This window comes from Pseudomonas sp. BNK-15 (genome assembly GCF_047456105.1).
GTDB classification, from domain to species: Bacteria; Pseudomonadota; Gammaproteobacteria; order Pseudomonadales; family Pseudomonadaceae; genus Aquipseudomonas; species Aquipseudomonas putida_E.
In genome coordinates this window covers 1,262,306-1,280,386 of sequence record NZ_CP179898.1, presented here as the reverse complement: position 1 = coordinate 1,280,386, position 18,081 = coordinate 1,262,306, and the positions used below count along the sequence as shown (strand labels likewise).

Annotated in this window: 13 protein-coding genes; all 13 read right to left on the bottom strand. The window is 63.6% G+C overall.

Annotated elements, in window-relative coordinates:
• Positions 1 to 30: 30 nt before the first annotated feature.
• The gene (locus ACMGF5_RS05755; protein ID WP_414157642.1) at positions 31 to 2,802 is read right to left on the bottom strand and encodes a response regulator; all 2,772 of its coding nucleotides are present in this window, start codon (positions 2,800 to 2,802) and stop codon (positions 31 to 33) included.
• A gap of 136 nt (positions 2,803 to 2,938) precedes the next feature.
• Entirely contained in the window at positions 2,939 to 4,234 is a 1,296-nt protein-coding gene (gene purD, locus ACMGF5_RS05750) for a phosphoribosylamine--glycine ligase (protein ID WP_046787841.1), read from the bottom strand.
• A 167-nt stretch (positions 4,235 to 4,401) separates the two neighbouring features.
• Positions 4,402 to 6,009 (bottom strand): bifunctional phosphoribosylaminoimidazolecarboxamide formyltransferase/IMP cyclohydrolase, encoded by a 1,608-nt coding sequence (gene purH, locus ACMGF5_RS05745; protein ID WP_115273798.1) that lies wholly within the window; start codon positions 6,007 to 6,009, stop codon positions 4,402 to 4,404.
• Between the two features lie 81 nt (positions 6,010 to 6,090).
• Positions 6,091 to 6,411, bottom strand: a complete 321-nt coding sequence (gene fis / locus ACMGF5_RS05740) for a DNA-binding transcriptional regulator Fis (RefSeq protein ID WP_008093076.1) — start codon at positions 6,409 to 6,411, stop codon at positions 6,091 to 6,093.
• Positions 6,408 to 7,421 carry a tRNA dihydrouridine synthase DusB gene (gene dusB, locus ACMGF5_RS05735; protein WP_251962427.1) on the bottom strand — a complete coding sequence of 338 codons (1,014 nt, stop codon included), beginning with the start codon at positions 7,419 to 7,421 and terminating at the stop codon, positions 6,408 to 6,410. The genes fis and dusB overlap by 4 nt, the downstream gene beginning before the upstream one ends.
• A 205-nt stretch (positions 7,422 to 7,626) precedes the next feature.
• Positions 7,627 to 8,955: a DUF3426 domain-containing protein gene (locus tag ACMGF5_RS05730; RefSeq protein ID WP_177010427.1), complete on the bottom strand. Its 1,329-nt coding sequence runs from the start codon at positions 8,953 to 8,955 to the stop codon at positions 7,627 to 7,629.
• A 42-nt stretch (positions 8,956 to 8,997) separates the two neighbouring features.
• Positions 8,998 to 9,876, bottom strand: a complete 879-nt coding sequence (gene prmA / locus ACMGF5_RS05725) for a 50S ribosomal protein L11 methyltransferase (protein ID WP_046787844.1) — start codon at positions 9,874 to 9,876, stop codon at positions 8,998 to 9,000.
• Between the two features lie 298 nt (positions 9,877 to 10,174).
• Positions 10,175 to 11,530: an acetyl-CoA carboxylase biotin carboxylase subunit gene (gene accC, locus ACMGF5_RS05720; RefSeq protein ID WP_414157641.1), complete on the bottom strand. Its 1,356-nt coding sequence runs from the start codon at positions 11,528 to 11,530 to the stop codon at positions 10,175 to 10,177.
• A 17-nt stretch (positions 11,531 to 11,547) separates the two neighbouring features.
• Positions 11,548 to 12,006 (bottom strand): acetyl-CoA carboxylase biotin carboxyl carrier protein, encoded by a 459-nt coding sequence (gene accB / locus ACMGF5_RS05715; RefSeq protein WP_046787845.1) that lies wholly within the window; start codon positions 12,004 to 12,006, stop codon positions 11,548 to 11,550.
• Positions 12,007 to 12,108: 102 nt separating this feature from the next.
• Complete coding sequence (gene aroQ / locus ACMGF5_RS05710) at positions 12,109 to 12,561, bottom strand: type II 3-dehydroquinate dehydratase (protein WP_012316405.1); 453 nt, start codon at positions 12,559 to 12,561, stop codon at positions 12,109 to 12,111.
• A 179-nt stretch (positions 12,562 to 12,740) separates the two neighbouring features.
• Positions 12,741 to 14,522: a protein-disulfide reductase DsbD gene (locus ACMGF5_RS05705; RefSeq protein ID WP_414157640.1), complete on the bottom strand. Its 1,782-nt coding sequence runs from the start codon at positions 14,520 to 14,522 to the stop codon at positions 12,741 to 12,743.
• Between the two features lie 76 nt (positions 14,523 to 14,598).
• Positions 14,599 to 16,446, bottom strand: a complete 1,848-nt coding sequence (locus ACMGF5_RS05700; protein ID WP_414157846.1) for a methyl-accepting chemotaxis protein — start codon at positions 16,444 to 16,446, stop codon at positions 14,599 to 14,601.
• A gap of 227 nt (positions 16,447 to 16,673) precedes the next feature.
• Positions 16,674 to 18,053, bottom strand: a complete 1,380-nt coding sequence (locus ACMGF5_RS05695) for a diguanylate cyclase (RefSeq protein WP_046787848.1) — start codon at positions 18,051 to 18,053, stop codon at positions 16,674 to 16,676.
• Between the last annotated feature and the right edge of the window lie 28 nt (positions 18,054 to 18,081).

Genomic DNA, 18,081 nt, shown 5'->3' with positions numbered 1-18,081 from the left:
CACAAGGCCGCTCCTACAGCGCTTTATCGGTTACGAAGTATGCAGAGGATCGGTCTTGGCTTCCCGCTGGTTCGCCCAATACTGGATCAACTCGCGCAATTGCGACAGCTCCACCGGCTTGGCCATGTGCCCGTCCATGCCGGCCAGCCGTGCGCGCTCTTTGTGTTCGGCCAGGATGTGCGCGGTCAGTGCCACCACCGGGGTGCGCGGGCGCTGGTTGGCGACTTCCCAGGCGCGCAGTTGCTGAGTGGCAGAGAAACCGTCCAGTACCGGCATTTCACAATCCATCAGCACCAGGTCATAACGCTGGGCCTTCATGGCTTGCAGGGCTTCCTCACCATTGCTGGCGGTGTCCGGTTCGAGGTTGAGTTTGCCCAGCATGCCGCGGATCACCTTGGTCGAGATGCTGTTGTCCTCGGCGACCAGCACGCGGAAGTCGCCCGGCAGCTCGTGGGTGGGCGGTGTGCCTGGCAAGGGCGTCGGCACGGTCTGTTCGCGGCCGCGCTGGGCCAACTCCTCGGCCAGAGTGGTCTTGAGGGTGTAGCCGGCCACCGGTTTGGCCAGGATGCGCTTGACCCCGGCATTACGGGCAATGACTTTGCTCGGTGCATTGCTGATACCGGTGAGCATCACCACGAGGATGTCGTGGTTCAGGCTTGGGTCTTCCTTGATCTTGGCCGCCAGCTGCATGCCGGTCATGCCCGGCATGTTCTGGTCGAGCAAGACCGCGTCGAAATAGTCACGCAGGTGCGCCTTGGTCCGTAGCAGGGCCAAGGCCTCCTTGCCCGAGGGTACGGCACTCACGTTCATGCCCCAGGCGCTGCACTGCTGCACCAGCACCTTGCGGCAGGTGTCGTTGTCGTCCACCACCAGCACCCGGGCGTCGCGCAATGGGCTGTCGAGGTCGGCCAAGGGTTGCTCCAGGCGAGAGGGGTCGAGCGGCAGGGTCAGCCACAGGGTGTTGCCCATGCTGGTGCTGCTCTTGATGCCGAACTCGCCTTGCATCAGGCCGATCAACTGCTTGGCGATGATCAGCCCAAGGTGGCCGCCAAGCTTGTTGCTGGAAAGGAAGTGATGGCTGTGCAGCTCTGCCTGCAGCAGGGCTTCACGTTCGGCCGCAGGCAGTGGCTCGCCGCTGTCCTGCACGGCGATACGCAGGCGCGGCACCTCGCCGCGCTGGTCCAGTGCAACGACCAGGAGGATTTCGCCCTGGTCGGTATTTTTCAGGGCGTTTTCCAGCAGGCTGGAGAGGGCCTGGCGCAGGCGCGTCGGGTCACCGCTGATGACCCGTGGTACCTGCGGCTGGGTGAAGCTGATCAGCTCGATGTTCTGTTGTTCGGCCTTGGCGCGGAAGATGTTCAGGCAGTCTTCGATCAGGGCATTGAGGTCGAACTGCACATCGTCCAGTTCGATCTGTCGCGACTCGAGTTTGGAAATGTCGAGAATTTCGTTGATCAGTGTGAGCAGTTCGTTGCCGGCGCTGTGGATGGTCTGCACGTAGTCACGTTGTTTGACCGACAGTGGCGTGCCCAGCAGCAGTTCGGTCATGCCCAGCACGCCGTTCATGGGCGTGCGGATTTCATGGCTGATCTTGGCCAGGAACTCGGCCTTGGCATTGATTTCGGCATCGCTGGCCGCCAGTGCGCGGCTGGCGCTGAAGCGCTCTTCGCTCATCCGCCGCAGGCGCTCGCTGACCGCCAGGTTGAGCAGCAGGCCGCTGGCCACCGTCAACCCGAGCAGAATGCACAGCAGCCAGGGCGTCGAGGTGCGGGTCAGGCCAAGCAGGGCCGGCAGCAGCACCAGCCCGCCCAGGTTGAACACCACCATGGCCAGGCTGAACAGGCGTGCCGGCGCATAACCTTTGTACCAGTGGTAGCTGCTGACCAGCAGCATGCTCACACTGCCCAGGGCCAGCAGGGCGTAGGTCATCAGGTTGAGCGGAAGGGTATCCACGAACAGCAGGATCAGGCCGCTGACTCCGGCCACCAGCATTTCGCCTTGCAACAAGCGATTTAGCTGCGGGGAACTGCAGCGCGAGAAGAAGTGCTGGGTGAAATAGAGCCCCGCGAGGCCCGCCAGCACCAGGGTCAGATAGGCGGCCGGGGTTTGCGCACTGTGCCACAGGTGCCACCAGGGGCCGCTGAGGTTGAGCAGGATCAGGCCGCTGAGCAGCATCAGCCCGTGGTACAGCGCAAGGATCAGGGTGGTGCTGGAGCGGGTGTACAGAAAGCGGATCAGGTTGTGCAGGATGAGCATGACCAGGCCGCCGAAGAGCATGCCGAACAGCAACGGCTGACCATGGTTTGAAGCGGCGACTGCCGCAGGCTCCAGGCTGATGGCCGGGCGCAGTTGATGCTCGGAAACCAGGCGCAGGTAGATGTCCACCGCTTTCGGGCTGTTTGGCAAGGGCAAAACGTGATCGCTGCCGCGCAGGGTCGGGCTGGCGTTGCCGGCCTGGCGCCCGTGGTGCAGCTGGCGTAATAGCCTGTCGCCGTCGAGGGCGTAGAGGTCCAGGCGTGAAAGGTCCGGGGCAAAGACCCGCAGCAGTTGCTCCTGGTCACCCGGTTCGAGGCGATAGTGCAGCCACAGGGCCTGTTGCGCCGGTGCGGCATCGAGGTCGCTCAGCGTAGTAGGGCTGAACTGGTTGCGATAGCGATCCGAGCGGACGTCGCTCAATTGCAGGTTGGCTTGTTCGTCGAGCAAAACGGACCAGCCTCCGCCTTGGTCAGCCGAAGCCGGGAGCAGGCAGAGCAGGGTCAGCAAGCTGACGATCAGAGCTGTGGCAATCCGAAGCCGACGCACTACGAGATCCCTTCCTAGCTGATGTGCCGTGTAGTAACTATGCGCGGCGCGCCAAGTCGAAGGCAAGGCCCGCGATGGGGCCCTGTCGACGAGCCGAAGGCCGCATGCGCAAGACGCTGCGGCTATCCGGTAAAGGTTATTGCTGGTGTTCACCGCGCTCGCGGGCGATAGCCCGGTAGCCGATGTCGGTACGGTAGAAGCTACCGTTCCAGGTGACTTCCTTGGCCAGGCGGTAAGCCTGCTGCTGGGCATCGGCAACCGTGCTGCCCATGGCCGTGGCGCAGAGCACGCGGCCACCGTTGGTCACTACCTGGCCGTCCTTGAGCGAAGTACCGGCATGGAACACCTTGCCTTCGATCTTGGCTGCGGCCTCCAGGCCGCTGATCGCGTCGCCCTTGGCGTAGTCGCCCGGGTAACCGCCGGCAGCCAGCACCACACCCAGGCTTGGGCGGGGGTCCCACTGCGCTTCGACCTTGTCCAGCGCCTTGGCGAAAGCGGCTTCGATCAGCAGCACCAGGCTCGACTCCAGGCGCAGCATGACCGGCTGGGTTTCCGGGTCGCCAAAGCGGCAGTTGAACTCGATGACCTTGGGGTTGCCCGCCTTGTCGATCATCAGGCCGGCATACAGGAAGCCGGTGTACACGTTGCCTTCTTCGGCCATGCCGCGCACGGTCGGCCAGATTACCTGGTCCATCACGCGCTGGTGTACATCGGCGGTAACGACCGGGGCAGGGGAGTAGGCACCCATACCGCCCGTGTTCGGGCCGGTGTCCTGATCACCGACGCGCTTGTGGTCCTGGCTGGTGGCCATTGGCAGCACGTTGTGGCCGTCGACCATCACGATGAAGCTGGCTTCCTCGCCGTCGAGGAACTCTTCGATCACCACGCGCGAACCGGCGTCGCCAAAGGCGTTGCCCGCGAGCATGTCACGCACGGCGGCTTCGGCTTCTTCCAGGGTCATGGCGACGATCACGCCTTTGCCTGCGGCCAGGCCGTCGGCCTTGATCACGATCGGCGCGCCTTTTTCCTGCAGGTAGGCCAGGGCCGGCTCGATCTCGGTGAAGTTCTGGTAGTCGGCGGTCGGGATCTTGTGGCGAGCCAGGAAGTCCTTGGTGAAGGCCTTGGAACCTTCCAGCTGGGCCGCGCCCTTGGTCGGGCCGAAGCAGTCCAGGCCGCGGCTGCGGAACAGGTCGACCACACCGATGACCAGCGGCGCCTCGGGGCCCACGATGGTCAGGTCGACGTTCTTCTCGGCGAAGTCTGCCAGTTGCTCAAGGGCGGTGACGTCGATGGCGACGTTCTCGCACTTGGCTTCAATGGCGGTACCGGCGTTGCCGGGGGCGACGAATACTTTCTCGACGCGTGGGTCCTGGGCGACTTTCCAGGCCAGGGCGTGCTCACGGCCGCCGCTGCCGATGATCAAAACTTTCATTACAGGCTCCTTCGGAGAAGCTGCAAGCTGCAAGCGTCAAGCAAAAGCGGTTCGCGCTGATCCTTTCAAATGCTCACAACTCAGGGATTCAAGGGGCTGTGGCTGCAAGCAGGAGCGACTGGGCCTGCTCTTGCTTGCAGCTTGCAGCTTAAAGCTTGCCGCTGCTATCAGTGGCGGAAGTGGCGCATACCGGTGAACACCATCGCGATGCCAGCTTCGTCGGCAGCGGCGATGACTTCAGCATCGCGCATCGAACCACCTGGCTGGATCACGGCGCTGATACCCACTTTAGCTGCATTGTCGATGCCATCACGGAACGGGAAGAACGCGTCCGACGCCATGACCGCACCTTGCACCTGCAGGCCGGCATGCTCTGCCTTGATGGCCGCGATGCGCGCGGAGTTGACGCGGCTCATCTGGCCGGCGCCCACGCCGATGGTCTGGCGCTGCTTGGCGTAGACGATGGCGTTGGACTTGACGAACTTGGCCACTTTCCAGGCGAACACCAGGTCGTGGATTTCCTGCTCGGTCGGTGCACGCTTGGTGACGATCTTCAGGTCATCTGCGGTGATCATGCCGTTGTCGCGGCTCTGCACCAGCAGGCCACCGTTGACGCGCTTGAAGTCCCAACCGGCGGCGCGCTCGGCTGGCCACTCGCCGCACTCCAGCAGACGTACGTTTTGCTTGGCAGCCACCACGTCGCGGGCAGCTTGGGAGATTTTCGGGGCGATGATCACTTCGACGAACTGGCGCTCGACGATGGCCTGGGCGGTTTCGCCATCCAGTTCGCGGTTGAAGGCGATGATCCCGCCGAAGGCCGATTCGGTGTCGGTAGCGTAGGCCAGGTCGTAGGCCTTGCGGATACCGCCCTCGTCTTCAGGCACCACGGCGACGCCGCATGGGTTGGCGTGCTTGACGATGACGCAGGCCGGCTTGACGAAGCTCTTCACGCACTCGAGCGCGGCATCGGTGTCGGCCACGTTGTTGAACGACAGCTCCTTGCCCTGCAGCTGGATGGCGGTAGAAACGCTGGCTTCGCCTTTGTTGGCTTCAACGTAGAACGCCGCGCTCTGGTGCGGGTTCTCGCCGTAGCGCATTTCCTGAGCCTTGACGAACTGGCTGTTGAAGGTGCGCGGGAACTCGCTGCGCGCTTCAGTGGACAGCGTGTCCTTGGCCTGGTCGATGGTGCCCATGTAGTTGGCGATCATGCCGTCGTAAGCGGCAGTGTGCTCGAAGGCCTTGAGCATCAGGTCGAAACGCTGGGCGTAGGTCAGGCCGCCGGCCTTGAGGCCTTCGAGGACGCTGGCGTAGTCGCCGGCGTTGACCACGATAGCGACGTCCTTGTGGTTCTTGGCAGCCGAACGGACCATGGTCGGGCCACCGATGTCGATGTTCTCGATGGCGGTCGGCAGGTCACAGCCAGGTTTGGCGATGGTGGCCTCGAATGGGTACAGGTTGACGGCGACCAGGTCGATCGGCTTGATGCCGTGCTCGTTCATGATGGCGTCGTCGACACCGCGACGGCCGAGGATGCCGCCGTGGATCTTTGGGTGCAGGGTCTTGACCCGGCCGTCCATCATTTCGGCGAAGCCGGTGTAGTCGGCCACTTCCACCGCGTTCACGCCGTTGTCCTTGAGCAGCTTGTAGGTGCCGCCGGTGGACAGGATCTCGACACCGAGCTGCTGCAGCTCACGAGCGAATTCGAGGATACCGGTCTTGTCGGAGACGCTGATCAGGGCGCGGCGGACTGGCAGGCGGGTAGTCTGGTCGGTCATTTCGGATTCCAATAACGCGGTGGAGTCAGCAAAAAAGGCGCCTCTGTTCAGGGAGCCGCCTTTTCTGATTGGGATTCTGGCTTACAACAAGTCGTACTGCTTGAGTTTCTTGCGCAGGGTGCCTCGGTTGAGCCCGAGCATCTCGCTGGCCTTGGTCTGGTTGCCCTTGACGTAATTCATCACGCTTTCGAGCAGGGGCGCCTCGACTTCGGAGAGCACCAGGTTGTACACGTCAGTGACGGTAGCGCCTTCCAGGTGTGCGAAGTAGTTGTGCAGCGCCTTCTCGACGCTGTCACGAAGGGTCTGGCCCTCTTCGCTCGGCGTGTTGAGGTGCTGTTTGAGGTTGGCGTTGTCGCTCACGGGCGTTGTTCCACTCACTAATGTCTCGGTCATCATCGTCATGCGGCCACCCCTTGTCCGTCCTCTGTCTCAAGGCTCTGTCGACGTTCGCTGAAATACGCTCGAACGTTGGCGCACTGCGCTTGTGTGTCTTCCAAAGCGTTGAACCGGGAGCGAAACTCCTTGCCGCCGGGTCGTGTTGCCAGGTACCAGCCAACGTGCTTGCGGGCGATACGTACGCCCATCACATCGCCATAGAAGGCGTGCAGCGCGGCAAGGTGCTCCAGCAGGATACGTTCCACTTCGTCCAGCTGCGGGGCCGGCAAATGCTGGCCAGTCCCCAGGTAATGCTCGATCTCGCGAAAGATCCAGGGCCGCCCCTGGGCGGCCCTGCCAATCAGCAGACCGTCGACGCCGGTGGCGTCCAGCACCGCCCGGGCCTTTTCTGGCGAAGTGATATCGCCGTTGGCAAAAACCGGGATGGACACCGCCTGCTTGATGGCAGCGATGGTGTCGTATTCGGCTTCGCCGGTGTACAGGTCGGCGCGTGTGCGGCCATGCACCGCCAGCGCCTGGATGCCAGCCTGCTCGGCGATCCTCGCCACGTTCAGGCCGTTCTTGTTCGCCCGGTCCCAACCGGTGCGGATCTTCAGGGTCACCGGGACGTCCACCGCGCCGACGACGGCGTGGAGAATCTCGCTGACCAAAACTTCATCTCTCAATAAAGCAGAGCCTGCAGCTTTGTTGCAGACTTTTTTCGCCGGGCAACCCATGTTGATGTCGATGATCTGGGCGCCAGCTTCGACGTTGGCCCTGGCCGCCGCCGCCATCATCTGCGCATCGCCACCGGCGATCTGTACCGAGCGCGGCTCGGGATCGCCTTCGTGAATGCGGCGCAGGCTCGACTTGCGGCTGTTCCACAGGCTCATGTCGCTGCTGACCATCTCCGACACCACCATGCCCGCGCCCAGGCGCTTGCAAAGTGTACGGAAAGGCTGGTCCGTGACCCCGGCCATGGGCGCGAGGATCAGGTTGTTGCGTAGTGTGTATGGGCCGATGCGTACCGCCGACATAGGTGTTCCCTGTTGTGGGGCCGAATCATTGGAGTCGAAAAAGGGTTGGCATAATACCCGCTCTCGGTGACCGGATAAAGATGGATTTGGATAAATTCTGAACAGTTGTAGGCTTATGCCTTTGGGCTACAAGCTTCAGCTTCAAGCGGCAAGAGGAAGCAGACCGGTTGTCGGCTCGCTTCTCTTGCAGCTTGCCGCTCGACGTTTATTCGGGGGAGCGGAAGCTGAGGCTGTAGTTCACTGCTTTCGGGCCAGGGTCGAGGATGTCCAGGGCAATGTGGATCGGCGTCTGGCTGGGCATTTCGCCACGGCCGGCCAATTCACCCGAGAGATACTCGCTCGGCTTGAAGCGCCGGCTGGCGATCAATTGGCCATTGAGGTCGGCAAAACGCAGTTCCAGCAGCGGGAACGGCTGGGCGAAGGGCGCGCGGTTGTAGATGATCGCATCGACGATCAGCGCGCCCTTGAAGTCAGGGTGGCTGCGCACCACCAGGTTGCTGCTCTTGATTCGGCCGATGTCGACACGGGTGGGCACCTCGCAGCCAAGCATCGGGCACAGTTGCTGGAAGAGCGGGCGGTACTGGTCCTGGCGTGCCATTTCGTCGAAATGGAACCACACGTACTGGAATGCCAGCAGGCCGGCGGCCAGCAGGGTGAGCAAGCCCCAGAGCACGCGTTTGCCCCAGTGGGGGCGCGGCTTCTCCCAGCCCAGTTGCAAAGGGTCGTCGACCACGTCGATGAGCGGCTCCTTGCGTGACGGGCGCTGGGGCCTGGCAGCGAAGCCAGGTTCAAGGCGCTCGCCAGTCAGCGCCGGGGCAGGGGTGTCATCGTGCGCCGCCAGATGCAGATCCGTATCGTCATCATCGCGGGCGCTCAGGCCTTTTTCGTGAACGGGTTCGTCATCTGGCGACAGCCGCTCGGAAAAGTCGTGCGCGTTATCGCGCTCGGCAGCCCGGTGCGTGGCAGGTTCATCATCGAAGTCCAGGTCCAGGTTGCCGTCCAGTGTGGGCTCGGTGCGATCGCCTGGGGCGGGCTCCAGGTCCAGTGGCTCCTGCTCCAGCAGTACCGGGGCGGGATCGACGGTTTCCAGCGGCTCATGGTGATCGTCGGTTGCATTACCGAACAGTGCGTCGCCATGGGGCTCGGCGGCGGGCTCGTCACGCCGCGCCTGCAGTGCATCGGCAGGGGCAGCAGGGCGCGGCTCGTCTGGCTTGCCACGGCGTTCGAGGCGGGCCAGTTCCTGGTCCAGGTCGAGTTCGTCGAGGGCTTGCGCTGTGGCTGCCCAGTCTTGCGGCTCGGCGGCTGAGCGCTCGCTGACCGGGGGCTCGGGCGCGGTGACGGGCGCGACCACCGGTATCGGCGGCACTGCCGGGGCGGCGCTGGCGCGATTCTGCTCCAGCAGTTGCTTCGCCGCGTTGAACACCTGCAGGCAATGGCCGCAGCGCACTACGCCGCGCGCCACGCTCAACTGGTGATGGGTGACGCGAAAGCTGGTCTGGCAATGCGGGCACTGGGTGACGAAACTGTCGGTCATGCGGCGATCCGGGAGCTGTGCAGAGAAGTATTTTAGGCCCGCTTAGCGGCGGCGACCACTGATGCGCACCCAGCCGTCGCGCACGACGATCGGGTCCAGCTCGAAGTCGGCGGCGTAGGCCGCGGCGACCTCCTCACCCTGTTCGGCAAGGATGCCAGACAACGCGAGCAGGCCACCTGGGCGTACCAGGCCGGACAGCTGCGGCGCCAGCGAGACCAAAGGGCCAGCCAGGATATTGGCGACCAGCACGTCGGCCTGCATGGCCGGCATATGCTCGGGCAGGTACAGCGCCAGCTTCTCGTCGGCGACGCCATTGCGCTGGGCGTTGTCACGCGAGGCTTCGATGGCCTGCACGTCGATGTCGGTACCGACCGCTTCGCGTGCGCCCAACAACAATGCAGCGATGGCCAGAATGCCCGAGCCGCAGCCGAAGTCCAGCACCTGGGTGCCTTCGAGCTGTTGGCCGTCGAGCCATTCCAGGCACAGGGCGGTGGTCGGGTGGGTGCCGGTGCCGAAGGCCAGGCCAGGGTCAAGCAGCAGGTTGACTGCGTCCTTTTCCGGCGCTTCGTGCCAGCTTGGCACGATCCACAGGCGGCGGCCGAAGCGCATTGGCTGGAAGTTGTCCATCCAGCTGCGTTCCCAATCCTGATCTTCGATCACTTCGGCCTGGTGTTCCGGCAGCTGCGCACCGGTCAGCAGGCGCAGGTGAGCGAATACCTGCTCAGGGTCGGCGTCCGCCTCGAACAGTGCCAGCAGGTGCGTGTGCGACCACAGCGGCGTGGTGTTGAGGTCGGGTTCGAAGATGGGCTGGTCTTCGGCGTCCATGAACGTGACCGATACGGCGCCGACTTCGAGCAGGGCGTCTTCGTAGGTTTCGGCTTGTTCCGGGCTGATGGCCAGGCGTACTTGCAGCCAAGGCATGGCGGGCACCTTTGGTAAATCGAGAGGGGCAGCCCGAGGCTGCGCGAAGGCTGGCAGTTTACGCGAGTGCGGTGTGTTTGTGGATGACTTGAGGGGCTGCCTTGCAGGCCAATCGCCGGCGAGCCGGGTCCAACGGGCTCTTCACTGTTTTTCAGTGCACTGATCTGACTGTAGGCGCAGGTTTGCCAGCGATCGGGCCGGTAAACGTGGTAACGCATAACCGATGGGCTGAGAGCAGCCCTACAAAAAAGAACCCCGGCACAGGGCCGGGGTTCTTCGCTGCATCACGCTAACGCGATCACTCCTGGTTGGCCAGTTTGTGCTCGAGGTAGTGGATGTTCACGCCGCCTTTGCAGAAACCTTCATCACGCACCAGGTCGCGGTGCAGCGGGATGTTGGTCTTGATGCCGTCGACGACGATCTCGTCCAGGGCATTGCGCATGCGCGCCATGGCTTCGTCGCGGTCCTTGCCGTAGGTGATCAGCTTGCCGATCAGCGAGTCGTAGTTCGGCGGAACCGAATAACCGCTGTACAGGTGCGAATCGACGCGAACGCCGTTGCCACCCGGGGCGTGGAAGTGCTTGACCTTGCCTGGGCTCGGAATGAACTTCTTCGGGTCTTCGGCGTTGATCCGGCACTCCAGCGAGTGGCCGCGGATCACCACGTCTTCCTGACGGATCGACAGCTTGTTGCCAGCGGCGATGCTGAGCATCTCCTTGACGATGTCGATACCGGTGACCATCTCCGAAACCGGGTGCTCAACCTGCACACGGGTGTTCATTTCGATGAAGTAGAAACGGCCGTTTTCGTACAGGAACTCGAAAGTACCGGCGCCACGGTAGCCGATCTCGACGCACGCATCGACGCAACGCTTGAAGACTTCCTGGCGGGCCTTCTCGTCGATGCCCGGGGCAGGCGCTTCTTCAAGTACCTTCTGGTGACGACGCTGCAGCGAGCAGTCGCGGTCGCCCAGGTGGATGGCGTTGCCTTGGCCGTCGGACAGCACCTGAACTTCCACGTGGCGTGGGTTGGTCAGGAACTTCTCCAGGTAGACCATCGGGTTGCCGAAGGCTGCACCGGCTTCGGTACGGGTGAGCTTGGCCGAGGCGATCAGGTCCTCTTCCCTGTGCACCACGCGCATACCGCGACCACCACCACCACCGGCGGCCTTGATGATCACCGGGTAGCCGACATCACGCGCGATCGCCAGGGCGACCTCTTCGTCTTCCGGCAGCGGGCCATCGGAGCCCGGTACGGTCGGTACGCCGGTCTTGATCATCGCGTCCTTGGCCGAAACCTTGTCGCCCATCAGGCGAATGGTGTCGGCGCGCGGGCCGATGAAGGCGAAACCGGACTTCTCCACCTGCTCGGCGAAGTCGGCGTTTTCCGCGAGGAAGCCGTAACCCGGGTGGATGGCGGTAGCGCCTGTCACTTCAGCGGCGGCGATGATCGCCGGGATGTGCAGGTACGAATCTTTGGACGAAGCAGGACCAATGCAGACCGACTCGTCTGCCAGGCCCAGGTGCATCAGTTCGCGGTCGGCCGTGGAGTGCACGGCGACGGTCTTGATGCCCAGTTCTTTGCAGGCACGCAGGATCCGCAGGGCAATTTCCCCGCGGTTGGCGATCAGGACTTTTTCCAGCTTCCCAGACATCGTTGGCTCTCCGCGAATCAAACGATGGTGAACAGCGGCTGGTCGAACTCAACCGGCTGACCGTCTTCCACCAGGATGGCGTCGATAACGCCGCCGACATCGGCTTCGATGTGGTTCATCATCTTCATCGCTTCGACGATGCACAGGGTGTCGCCTTTCTTCACGCTCTGGCCAACTTCAGCGAAGTTCGGCGAGGTCGGCGAAGGCTTGCGGTAGAAGGTACCGACCATTGGCGAACGGATCACGGTGCCTTTGAGGGCCGGGGCAGCGGCGGCAGCTTCGGCAACCGGGGCAGCAGCGGCCGGAGCAGCTACAGGCGCGGCAGCCATTGGCGCAGGTGCGTAGAACTGTTGAGCGGCTGGGGTCTTGCTGTGACGGCTGATACGGACCGACTCTTCGCCTTCCTTGATCTCCAGTTCGTCGATGCCAGACTCTTCCAGCAGCTCGATCAGTTTCTTGACTTTACGGATATCCATTAATCATCAACTCCCAAAGGTTCGGTCAGGGGGCATTAAGTTAAAAACGTATCTGAAACGTTTTTCTCGAACCCCGGCCCACTCAGGCCAGGGCTTCTATCATCAGGGCTGTGCGTTGGCAGCCAGTTGTTCCAGTGCGGCCTCCAGGGCCAGGCGATACCCGCTGGCGCCCAGGCCGCAGATCACCCCTACGGCTACATCGGAGAAGTAGGAGTGGTGACGGAACGGTTCGCGTTTGTGCACGTTGGACAGGTGCACTTCGATGAATGGGATGCTCACCGAAAGCAATGCGTCACGTAATGCGACGCTTGTGTGGGTGAAAGCAGCCGGATTGATCAGGATGAAGTCCACACCCTCGTTGCGTGCGGCGTGAATACGGTCGATCAGCTCGTACTCGGCATTGCTCTGCAGGTACTGCAGGTGATGGCCTGCGGCGCGGGCGCGCTGTTCCAGGTCCTGGTTGATCTGGGCCAGGGTCACGGCGCCGTAGTGGCCCGGTTCGCGGAGGCCGAGCATGTTCAGGTTGGGGCCGTGAAGCACCAGTAGCGTTGCCATCTGCAGATTCCTTGGATTTGTAGGGCAATTCGACACAGCGCGGCGAGTGTGCCGTAAAGCGACGGCAAGTGTCCAGTTCCCGGCAATAGCCAGCACGATGTCCGAGGTTCGCGCGAAGTATGTGACCAAATATTAAAATCTGGTCACTCGTTCGCAGAAATATGCCAGCACGCGGGAAGTTATAGACCGAGTTTGCCGCGCACGCGCGCCAGAACACCCGCAAATTCGGCGGCGTTTATCTCGCCAATGACCCGATCGGTGGTCATTTCGCTGCCGTTCGCGGCAAAGAACAACAGTGCAGGCGGGCCGAACAGCTGGTAGCGGTCGAGCAGGGTACGTTGCTCGGCGTTGCTTTCGGTGATGTCGAAACGCAGCAACTTGAATGCGCCCAGTTGCGGTTGGACCTGCGCTGCGTTGAGTACTTCATGCTCGATGACTTTGCAGCTGATGCACCAGTCGGCGTACCAGTCGAGCAAGACCGGCTGCCCCGCAGCTTTCGCCTCGGCCAGGGCCGCGTCAAGTGCGGCCGGCGTAGTGACGGTTTGCCAGGCATCCACCGAAGCTGCCGGGCCACTGCCGACGGTTGTCGGCGTTGGCGCAGGCAATGGGCGCAGCGGGTCGCCCTGGCCATTGAGGGCGCCGTACCAGCAGGCCAGGCCGTAGACCAGCAGGGCCAGGCCCAGCAGTTGCGCCAGGCGTTGGCGTGGCGCCTTGACCACGAACTCCAGCGCACCGAGGAAAACGGCTACGCCCACGCTCAGGAAACCGACCAGCAACAAGGTTGCCGGCCCCGGCAGCACGCGGCTGAGCAGGCCGATGGCGAGGCCCAGCAGCAACACACCAATAGCGTTTTTCACGGTGTTCAGCCAAGGCCCGCTCTTTGGCAGCCAGGCCGCGCCCCCAGTAGCTACCAGCAACAATGGCGCGCCCATGCCCAGGCCGAGGGCAAACAACTTGAGTGCGCCACCCAGGGCGTCACCGCTGGCACTGATATACAGCAAGGCGCCGGCCAATGGTGCCGAGACGCACGGCGAAACCAGCAGGCTGGACAGCACGCCCAGCACTGCTGCACCCAGCAGCGAGCCGCCCTTGGTGCGGTGGGCGAGCGTGTCCAGGCGATTGTTCAAGGCCTGTGGCAGTTTGAGTTCGAACAGGCCGAACATGGCCAGTGCGAACAGCACGAAGAACAGCGCGAAAGGCACCAGTACCCAAGCCGATTGCAGCCGCGCCTGCAGGTTCAGGCCTGCACCGAACAGGCCCATCAGCGCCCCCAGCAGGGCGAAACTGGCGGCCATGGCCAGCACATAGGCCAGCGACAGGGCCAGGCCGCGCAGGCCGGCGACCTGGCCGCGCAGGACCACTCCAGAGAGGATCGGCAGCATTGGCAGCACGCAGGGCGTGAAGGTCAGGCCGACCCCGGCGAGGAAGAACAGCAGCAACGATTTCCAGCTCCAGCCTTGCTCGCTGGCCGTCGCCGGGGCGTCGGCCGTGCTCACCCCTGCGCCGTCGATGCTCAGGCGTGCCGTCTCTGGTGGGTAGCACAGGCCCTTGTCGGCACAGCCCTGGTAGCCGACCAGCAGGGTGAATGCGCGGGCGTCGGTGCGCGGCAGTTCGATGTCGAGCACCCCGTGGTAGACCTCGACGTCGCCGAAGAACTCATCGTGCTTGGCCTCGCCCTTGGGAATGTTCGGCGAACCCAGGGTGATGTCTGCCGGTTCGCTGCGGAACTGGAAGCGATGGCGGTAGAGGTAATAGCCGTCGGTGGCGACGAAGCGCAGTTTGATGGTGTGCGCATCGGCCTGGACCAGGCTGAGCTTGAAGGCTTCATGTACGGGCAAAAAGTCTGCGCTGTTGCTCAGCGAGGCGGCGCCGAGGGTGGCGCTGGGGCGGTTGTCGAGCAGGCCCGTGGCGAAGGCAGGGCTGGCCAGCAGCAGGAACAGCAGGAAAAACAGGCGGCGCATGGCGGACTCGCGAGGTGGAACGTGCCCGGCATGATAGCGGAGTTGGCCTTGGTTGGGGGGCAGTGCAGGCAAACGATCACAGCCTGAAGGCCCGCACCGCACGGTTCAGCTCGCCGCCAAGGGTCAGCAATTGCTCGCCCTGCTCGCGCCCTTCACCGATGCGCTGCAGGTTGTCTTCACCCAGCTCATGAATCCGCTCGCTGTGCCCTCGAATCTCGCTCACCGCATCACTCTGCTGCGCCGTGACGTCGGCAATGCGCACTGCAGTATCGGCGATGGTGCGGATCGCGTTGACGATCTCGTCCAGCGCGCCATCGGCAGCCTGAGCCTGGTCAGCTGTGGCTTGCGCATGTTCCAGTTGCGCCCGCATACCTGTCACCGACTCCCGTGCCGCCTGTTGCAGCCGGTCGATCAAGGCCTGGATCTCGCCAGTGGCGCCTGTGGTGCGTTGTGCCAGCGAGCGTACTTCGTCTGCAACCACGGCAAAGCCGCGGCCCATTTCGCCCGCGCGGGCGGCTTCGATGGCGGCGTTCAATGCCAGCAGGTTGGTCTGCTCGGCGATCGATCTGATCACGGTGAGCACACCGCCGATGGTGGCCGACTCCTCGGCCAGCTGTTCGATCATGCGGGCATTGCCCTGCACCTCATCGACCAGCGTGCGCAGCCCGCCAAGGCTCTGGCCGATCACCGTCTGGCCTTGCTCCACGGCGCGGCCGGCATCGCGGCTGGCATCGGCCGCGGAGCTGGCATCATCAGCCACCTGCAAAATGGTGGCTTCCAGTTCGCCCAGCGCATCGCGGATCTGCCCGGTGTCACCGGCCTGGCGCTCTGCGCCGTCATGCAGGGCGGCGCTCATGCCGGCCAGTGCGTGGCTGCTGCCGGCCACCTGCTCGGCGTTGTGGCGGATGGTGCCGACCAGCTCCACCAGGTACTGGCGCAGGCGGTTGAGCGATTCCTGGATGTCGTGCAGCTCGCGGTTTGTCTTGCCCAGGGCGATGGGGGCGGCGAAATCGCCTTCGGCCCATCGCGACAGGGCCGGGGCCAGGCCGGTCAGGGTGCGCGTCAGCCGCCGCTGCAATGTGTCGATGAGCAGGGCGATCAGCAGGATCAGGCCGATCATCAGGCCCTGGATAAGGCGCACTTCGCTGGCGATACGGGCGTGCTGGCCGCGCACTTCAGGCTCAAGGCTGGCAATGGCTTTTTGCACGGCGTCGAGCCGTTCATTGGTGCTGGCGGCCAGGGCTGTGCGCCGCTCGATCTGTTCGCGGGTGCGTTGCAGTTCGCCAGGGTAGCGGTTGAGCAGGCTCTGCAGTTCGCGCTTGAGGCCAACGGCAACGTCTTCCTGTTGCCCGGCGGCCTGCGTTTCCAGGCCCATCATGGCGGCGAAATCATCAGCGTTGGATTCGGCGGCGCGGGTCACGCCCAGCAACGGCAGGTTGTCGATGACCTGAGCCTGGGCGCGGATCAGTTGCAGCTCGCGTTCTACCTCGTCGGCCAGCTCGGCGCGGCCGCTGCTGACCAGTTTGTCACGGGCCAGCGACAGGCGGCCCAGGTGTACGCTGGCGTCGAGCAGCGGCAGCAGATAACCGCTCGCCTCGCTGCTGGCGCTGTCGCGGGCATAGCCGGCCAGTTGTTCGAAATTGGCGCCTAGTTCACGTTCGGCCTGCAACAGCAGGGCTTGAGGGTCGCCGGCCAGTTTGCCGGCCGCGAGCAGCTCGTTGGCGGTGAAGGCTTGCAGGGTATCAAGGCTTGGGCGCAATTGGCCGGCCAGCTCTTCAGGCCAGTCGGCCAGTGCCTGCCCAAGCTGTTGGTTGGCCTCCAGCGCCGCCGCATGGCGCAGGGCGTCGCCGCTGCCCAGATAAGCCTGGATGTTGCGCGCGGCCTGGTTCTGGAACTGCTGCGACAGGCCCAGATAGCGTTCCATCAATTGATAGGGGCGCTCCAGGGCGCGCTGCGACCACCAAAGGGTCGCGCCCAGAGCGATACACACGGTCACCAGCAACAGGGTGTTGAAATTGGTCAGCCACTTCAGGCGCATAGCCGCGAACTTCCTGCGGGGGTGGAGGGGTAGGTGCCTGAAGTTATTGCTATTTTGTGACGGGGTGATGACGATGGTGGCTTAACGCTATCTAATGGGCGCGGGCCGGCCGGCTAAGGCTCGACCCGCACCACACAGTTGCGCCCCGCATGCTTGGCCCGATACAGCGCCTCGTCAGCGGTGCTGGCCATGCTCAATGCATCGAGCTCATCGTCCAGCTGCACCACCCCGGCACTGAACGTGCACCGCAGGTCGCAAGGCTGTGCCGGGTAGAGGATTTCGGCGAAGCGCCGGCGAATCTCGTCGAGAACCTTGTGCGCGGCATCCAGTGCGGTGTTGGGCATGACGATGGCGAACTCCTCGCCGCCATAGCGGCCGATGAAGTCGGTCTTGCGCAGCCGTTGCTTGAGAAAAAGCGCCAGGCTTTTGATAACCCGATCACCCATGGGGTGGCCATGGCGGTCGTTGATCTTCTTGAAGTGGTCGATGTCGAGCATGGCAAAGCTGAGCGGCTGGCCCTCGCGACGGGCGCGAAAGCTGCAATCTTCCAGCAATTGCAGGATGTGCGTGTGGTTGTACAGGCCGGTAAGGCTGTCGCGGACCATGCGCGACTTGAGGTGGCGCGCTCGGGCAGCACGGTTGCGCACAGTGGTGATCAGGTGGCGCGAGCGGATCGGTTTGGTCAGAAAGTCGTCGCCGCCCTCGCTCATGGCGTCGAGCTGTTTGTCCAGGTCGTCCTCGGCGGACAGGTAGATGATGGGTACGCTGACGTAGCGGTCGTTGTGGCGGATCACTTTGGCCAGTTCCGGGCCCGAGCAGGCTGGCATGTACAGGTCGAGAATGATCAGGTCGGGCTGGAACTCGGCCAACTCGGCCATGGCGCGGATCGGGTCGGTCAGGCTGCGGGTGATCATGCCGGCGCTGCCCAGCACGCGTTCGGTGTGCAGTGCCTGGGTGCGCGAGTCGTCGATGATCAGCACGCGCAGCGGTTCAAGAGGCGCGGTGCTGGTCATGATCTCGAGCTTCTCAAGCAGGCTGGAGGCTTCCAGTGTGCCGGTGAGAAATGCTTGACCACCTGCGCGTACTGCGGCCAGGCGCGTTGGCGTGTCCGCTTCGTGCAGGCTGAAGAACAGCAGCGGGATCGGCTGCTCCAGACCCGACTGCGCCTGTGCCGCCAGTTGCATGCCGCAACCTGGCCCGCTGAAGTCGACATCCATCACGATGGCAGAGGGTGCCTGCTCGGCCACTGACGCCAGCAAAGCGTCGACGCTGAACAGCGCTTGCACGCTCAGGCCGAAGAACTCCAGTTGCTGGGCCAGACGCTCGGCGCGCTCATGGTCGCGCAGCAGCAGATACACCGGCCTGCGGGCAGGTGGCAACGTCAGCTGATCAAGTTGGTCGCCCTGGCGCAAACGAGTGCGCGACAGGCGTTGCAACAGGTGATCGAGCTCCTGCTTGAGGCGCTCTTGGCTCGGCTCCGCGGCTTGGGTCATGTCCTGACTACTTATTAGTGGGATATGC

What these genes read in the sequence shown, in the direction of transcription:
- purD (WP_046787841.1), bottom strand. Translation starts at nt 4,234, where the DNA reads ATGAAAGTTTTGATCATCGGCAGCGGCGGCCGTGAGCACGCCCTGGCC.
- purH (WP_115273798.1), bottom strand. Translation starts at nt 6,009, where the DNA reads ATGACCGACCAGACTACCCGCCTGCCAGTCCGCCGCGCCCTGATCAGC.
- fis (WP_008093076.1), bottom strand. Translation starts at nt 6,411, where the DNA reads ATGACGATGATGACCGAGACATTAGTGAGTGGAACAACGCCCGTGAGC.
- dusB (WP_251962427.1), bottom strand. Translation starts at nt 7,421, where the DNA reads ATGTCGGCGGTACGCATCGGCCCATACACACTACGCAACAACCTGATC.
- ACMGF5_RS05730 (WP_177010427.1), bottom strand. Translation starts at nt 8,955, where the DNA reads ATGACCGACAGTTTCGTCACCCAGTGCCCGCATTGCCAGACCAGCTTT.
- prmA (WP_046787844.1), bottom strand. Translation starts at nt 9,876, where the DNA reads ATGCCTTGGCTGCAAGTACGCCTGGCCATCAGCCCGGAACAAGCCGAA.
- accC (WP_414157641.1), bottom strand. Translation starts at nt 11,530, where the DNA reads ATGTCTGGGAAGCTGGAAAAAGTCCTGATCGCCAACCGCGGGGAAATT.
- accB (WP_046787845.1), bottom strand. Translation starts at nt 12,006, where the DNA reads ATGGATATCCGTAAAGTCAAGAAACTGATCGAGCTGCTGGAAGAGTCT.
- aroQ (WP_012316405.1), bottom strand. Translation starts at nt 12,561, where the DNA reads ATGGCAACGCTACTGGTGCTTCACGGCCCCAACCTGAACATGCTCGGC.
- ACMGF5_RS05705 (WP_414157640.1), bottom strand. Translation starts at nt 14,522, where the DNA reads ATGCGCCGCCTGTTTTTCCTGCTGTTCCTGCTGCTGGCCAGCCCTGCC.
- ACMGF5_RS05700 (WP_414157846.1), bottom strand. Translation starts at nt 16,446, where the DNA reads ATGGAACGCTATCTGGGCCTGTCGCAGCAGTTCCAGAACCAGGCCGCG.
- ACMGF5_RS05695 (WP_046787848.1), bottom strand. Translation starts at nt 18,053, where the DNA reads ATGACCCAAGCCGCGGAGCCGAGCCAAGAGCGCCTCAAGCAGGAGCTC.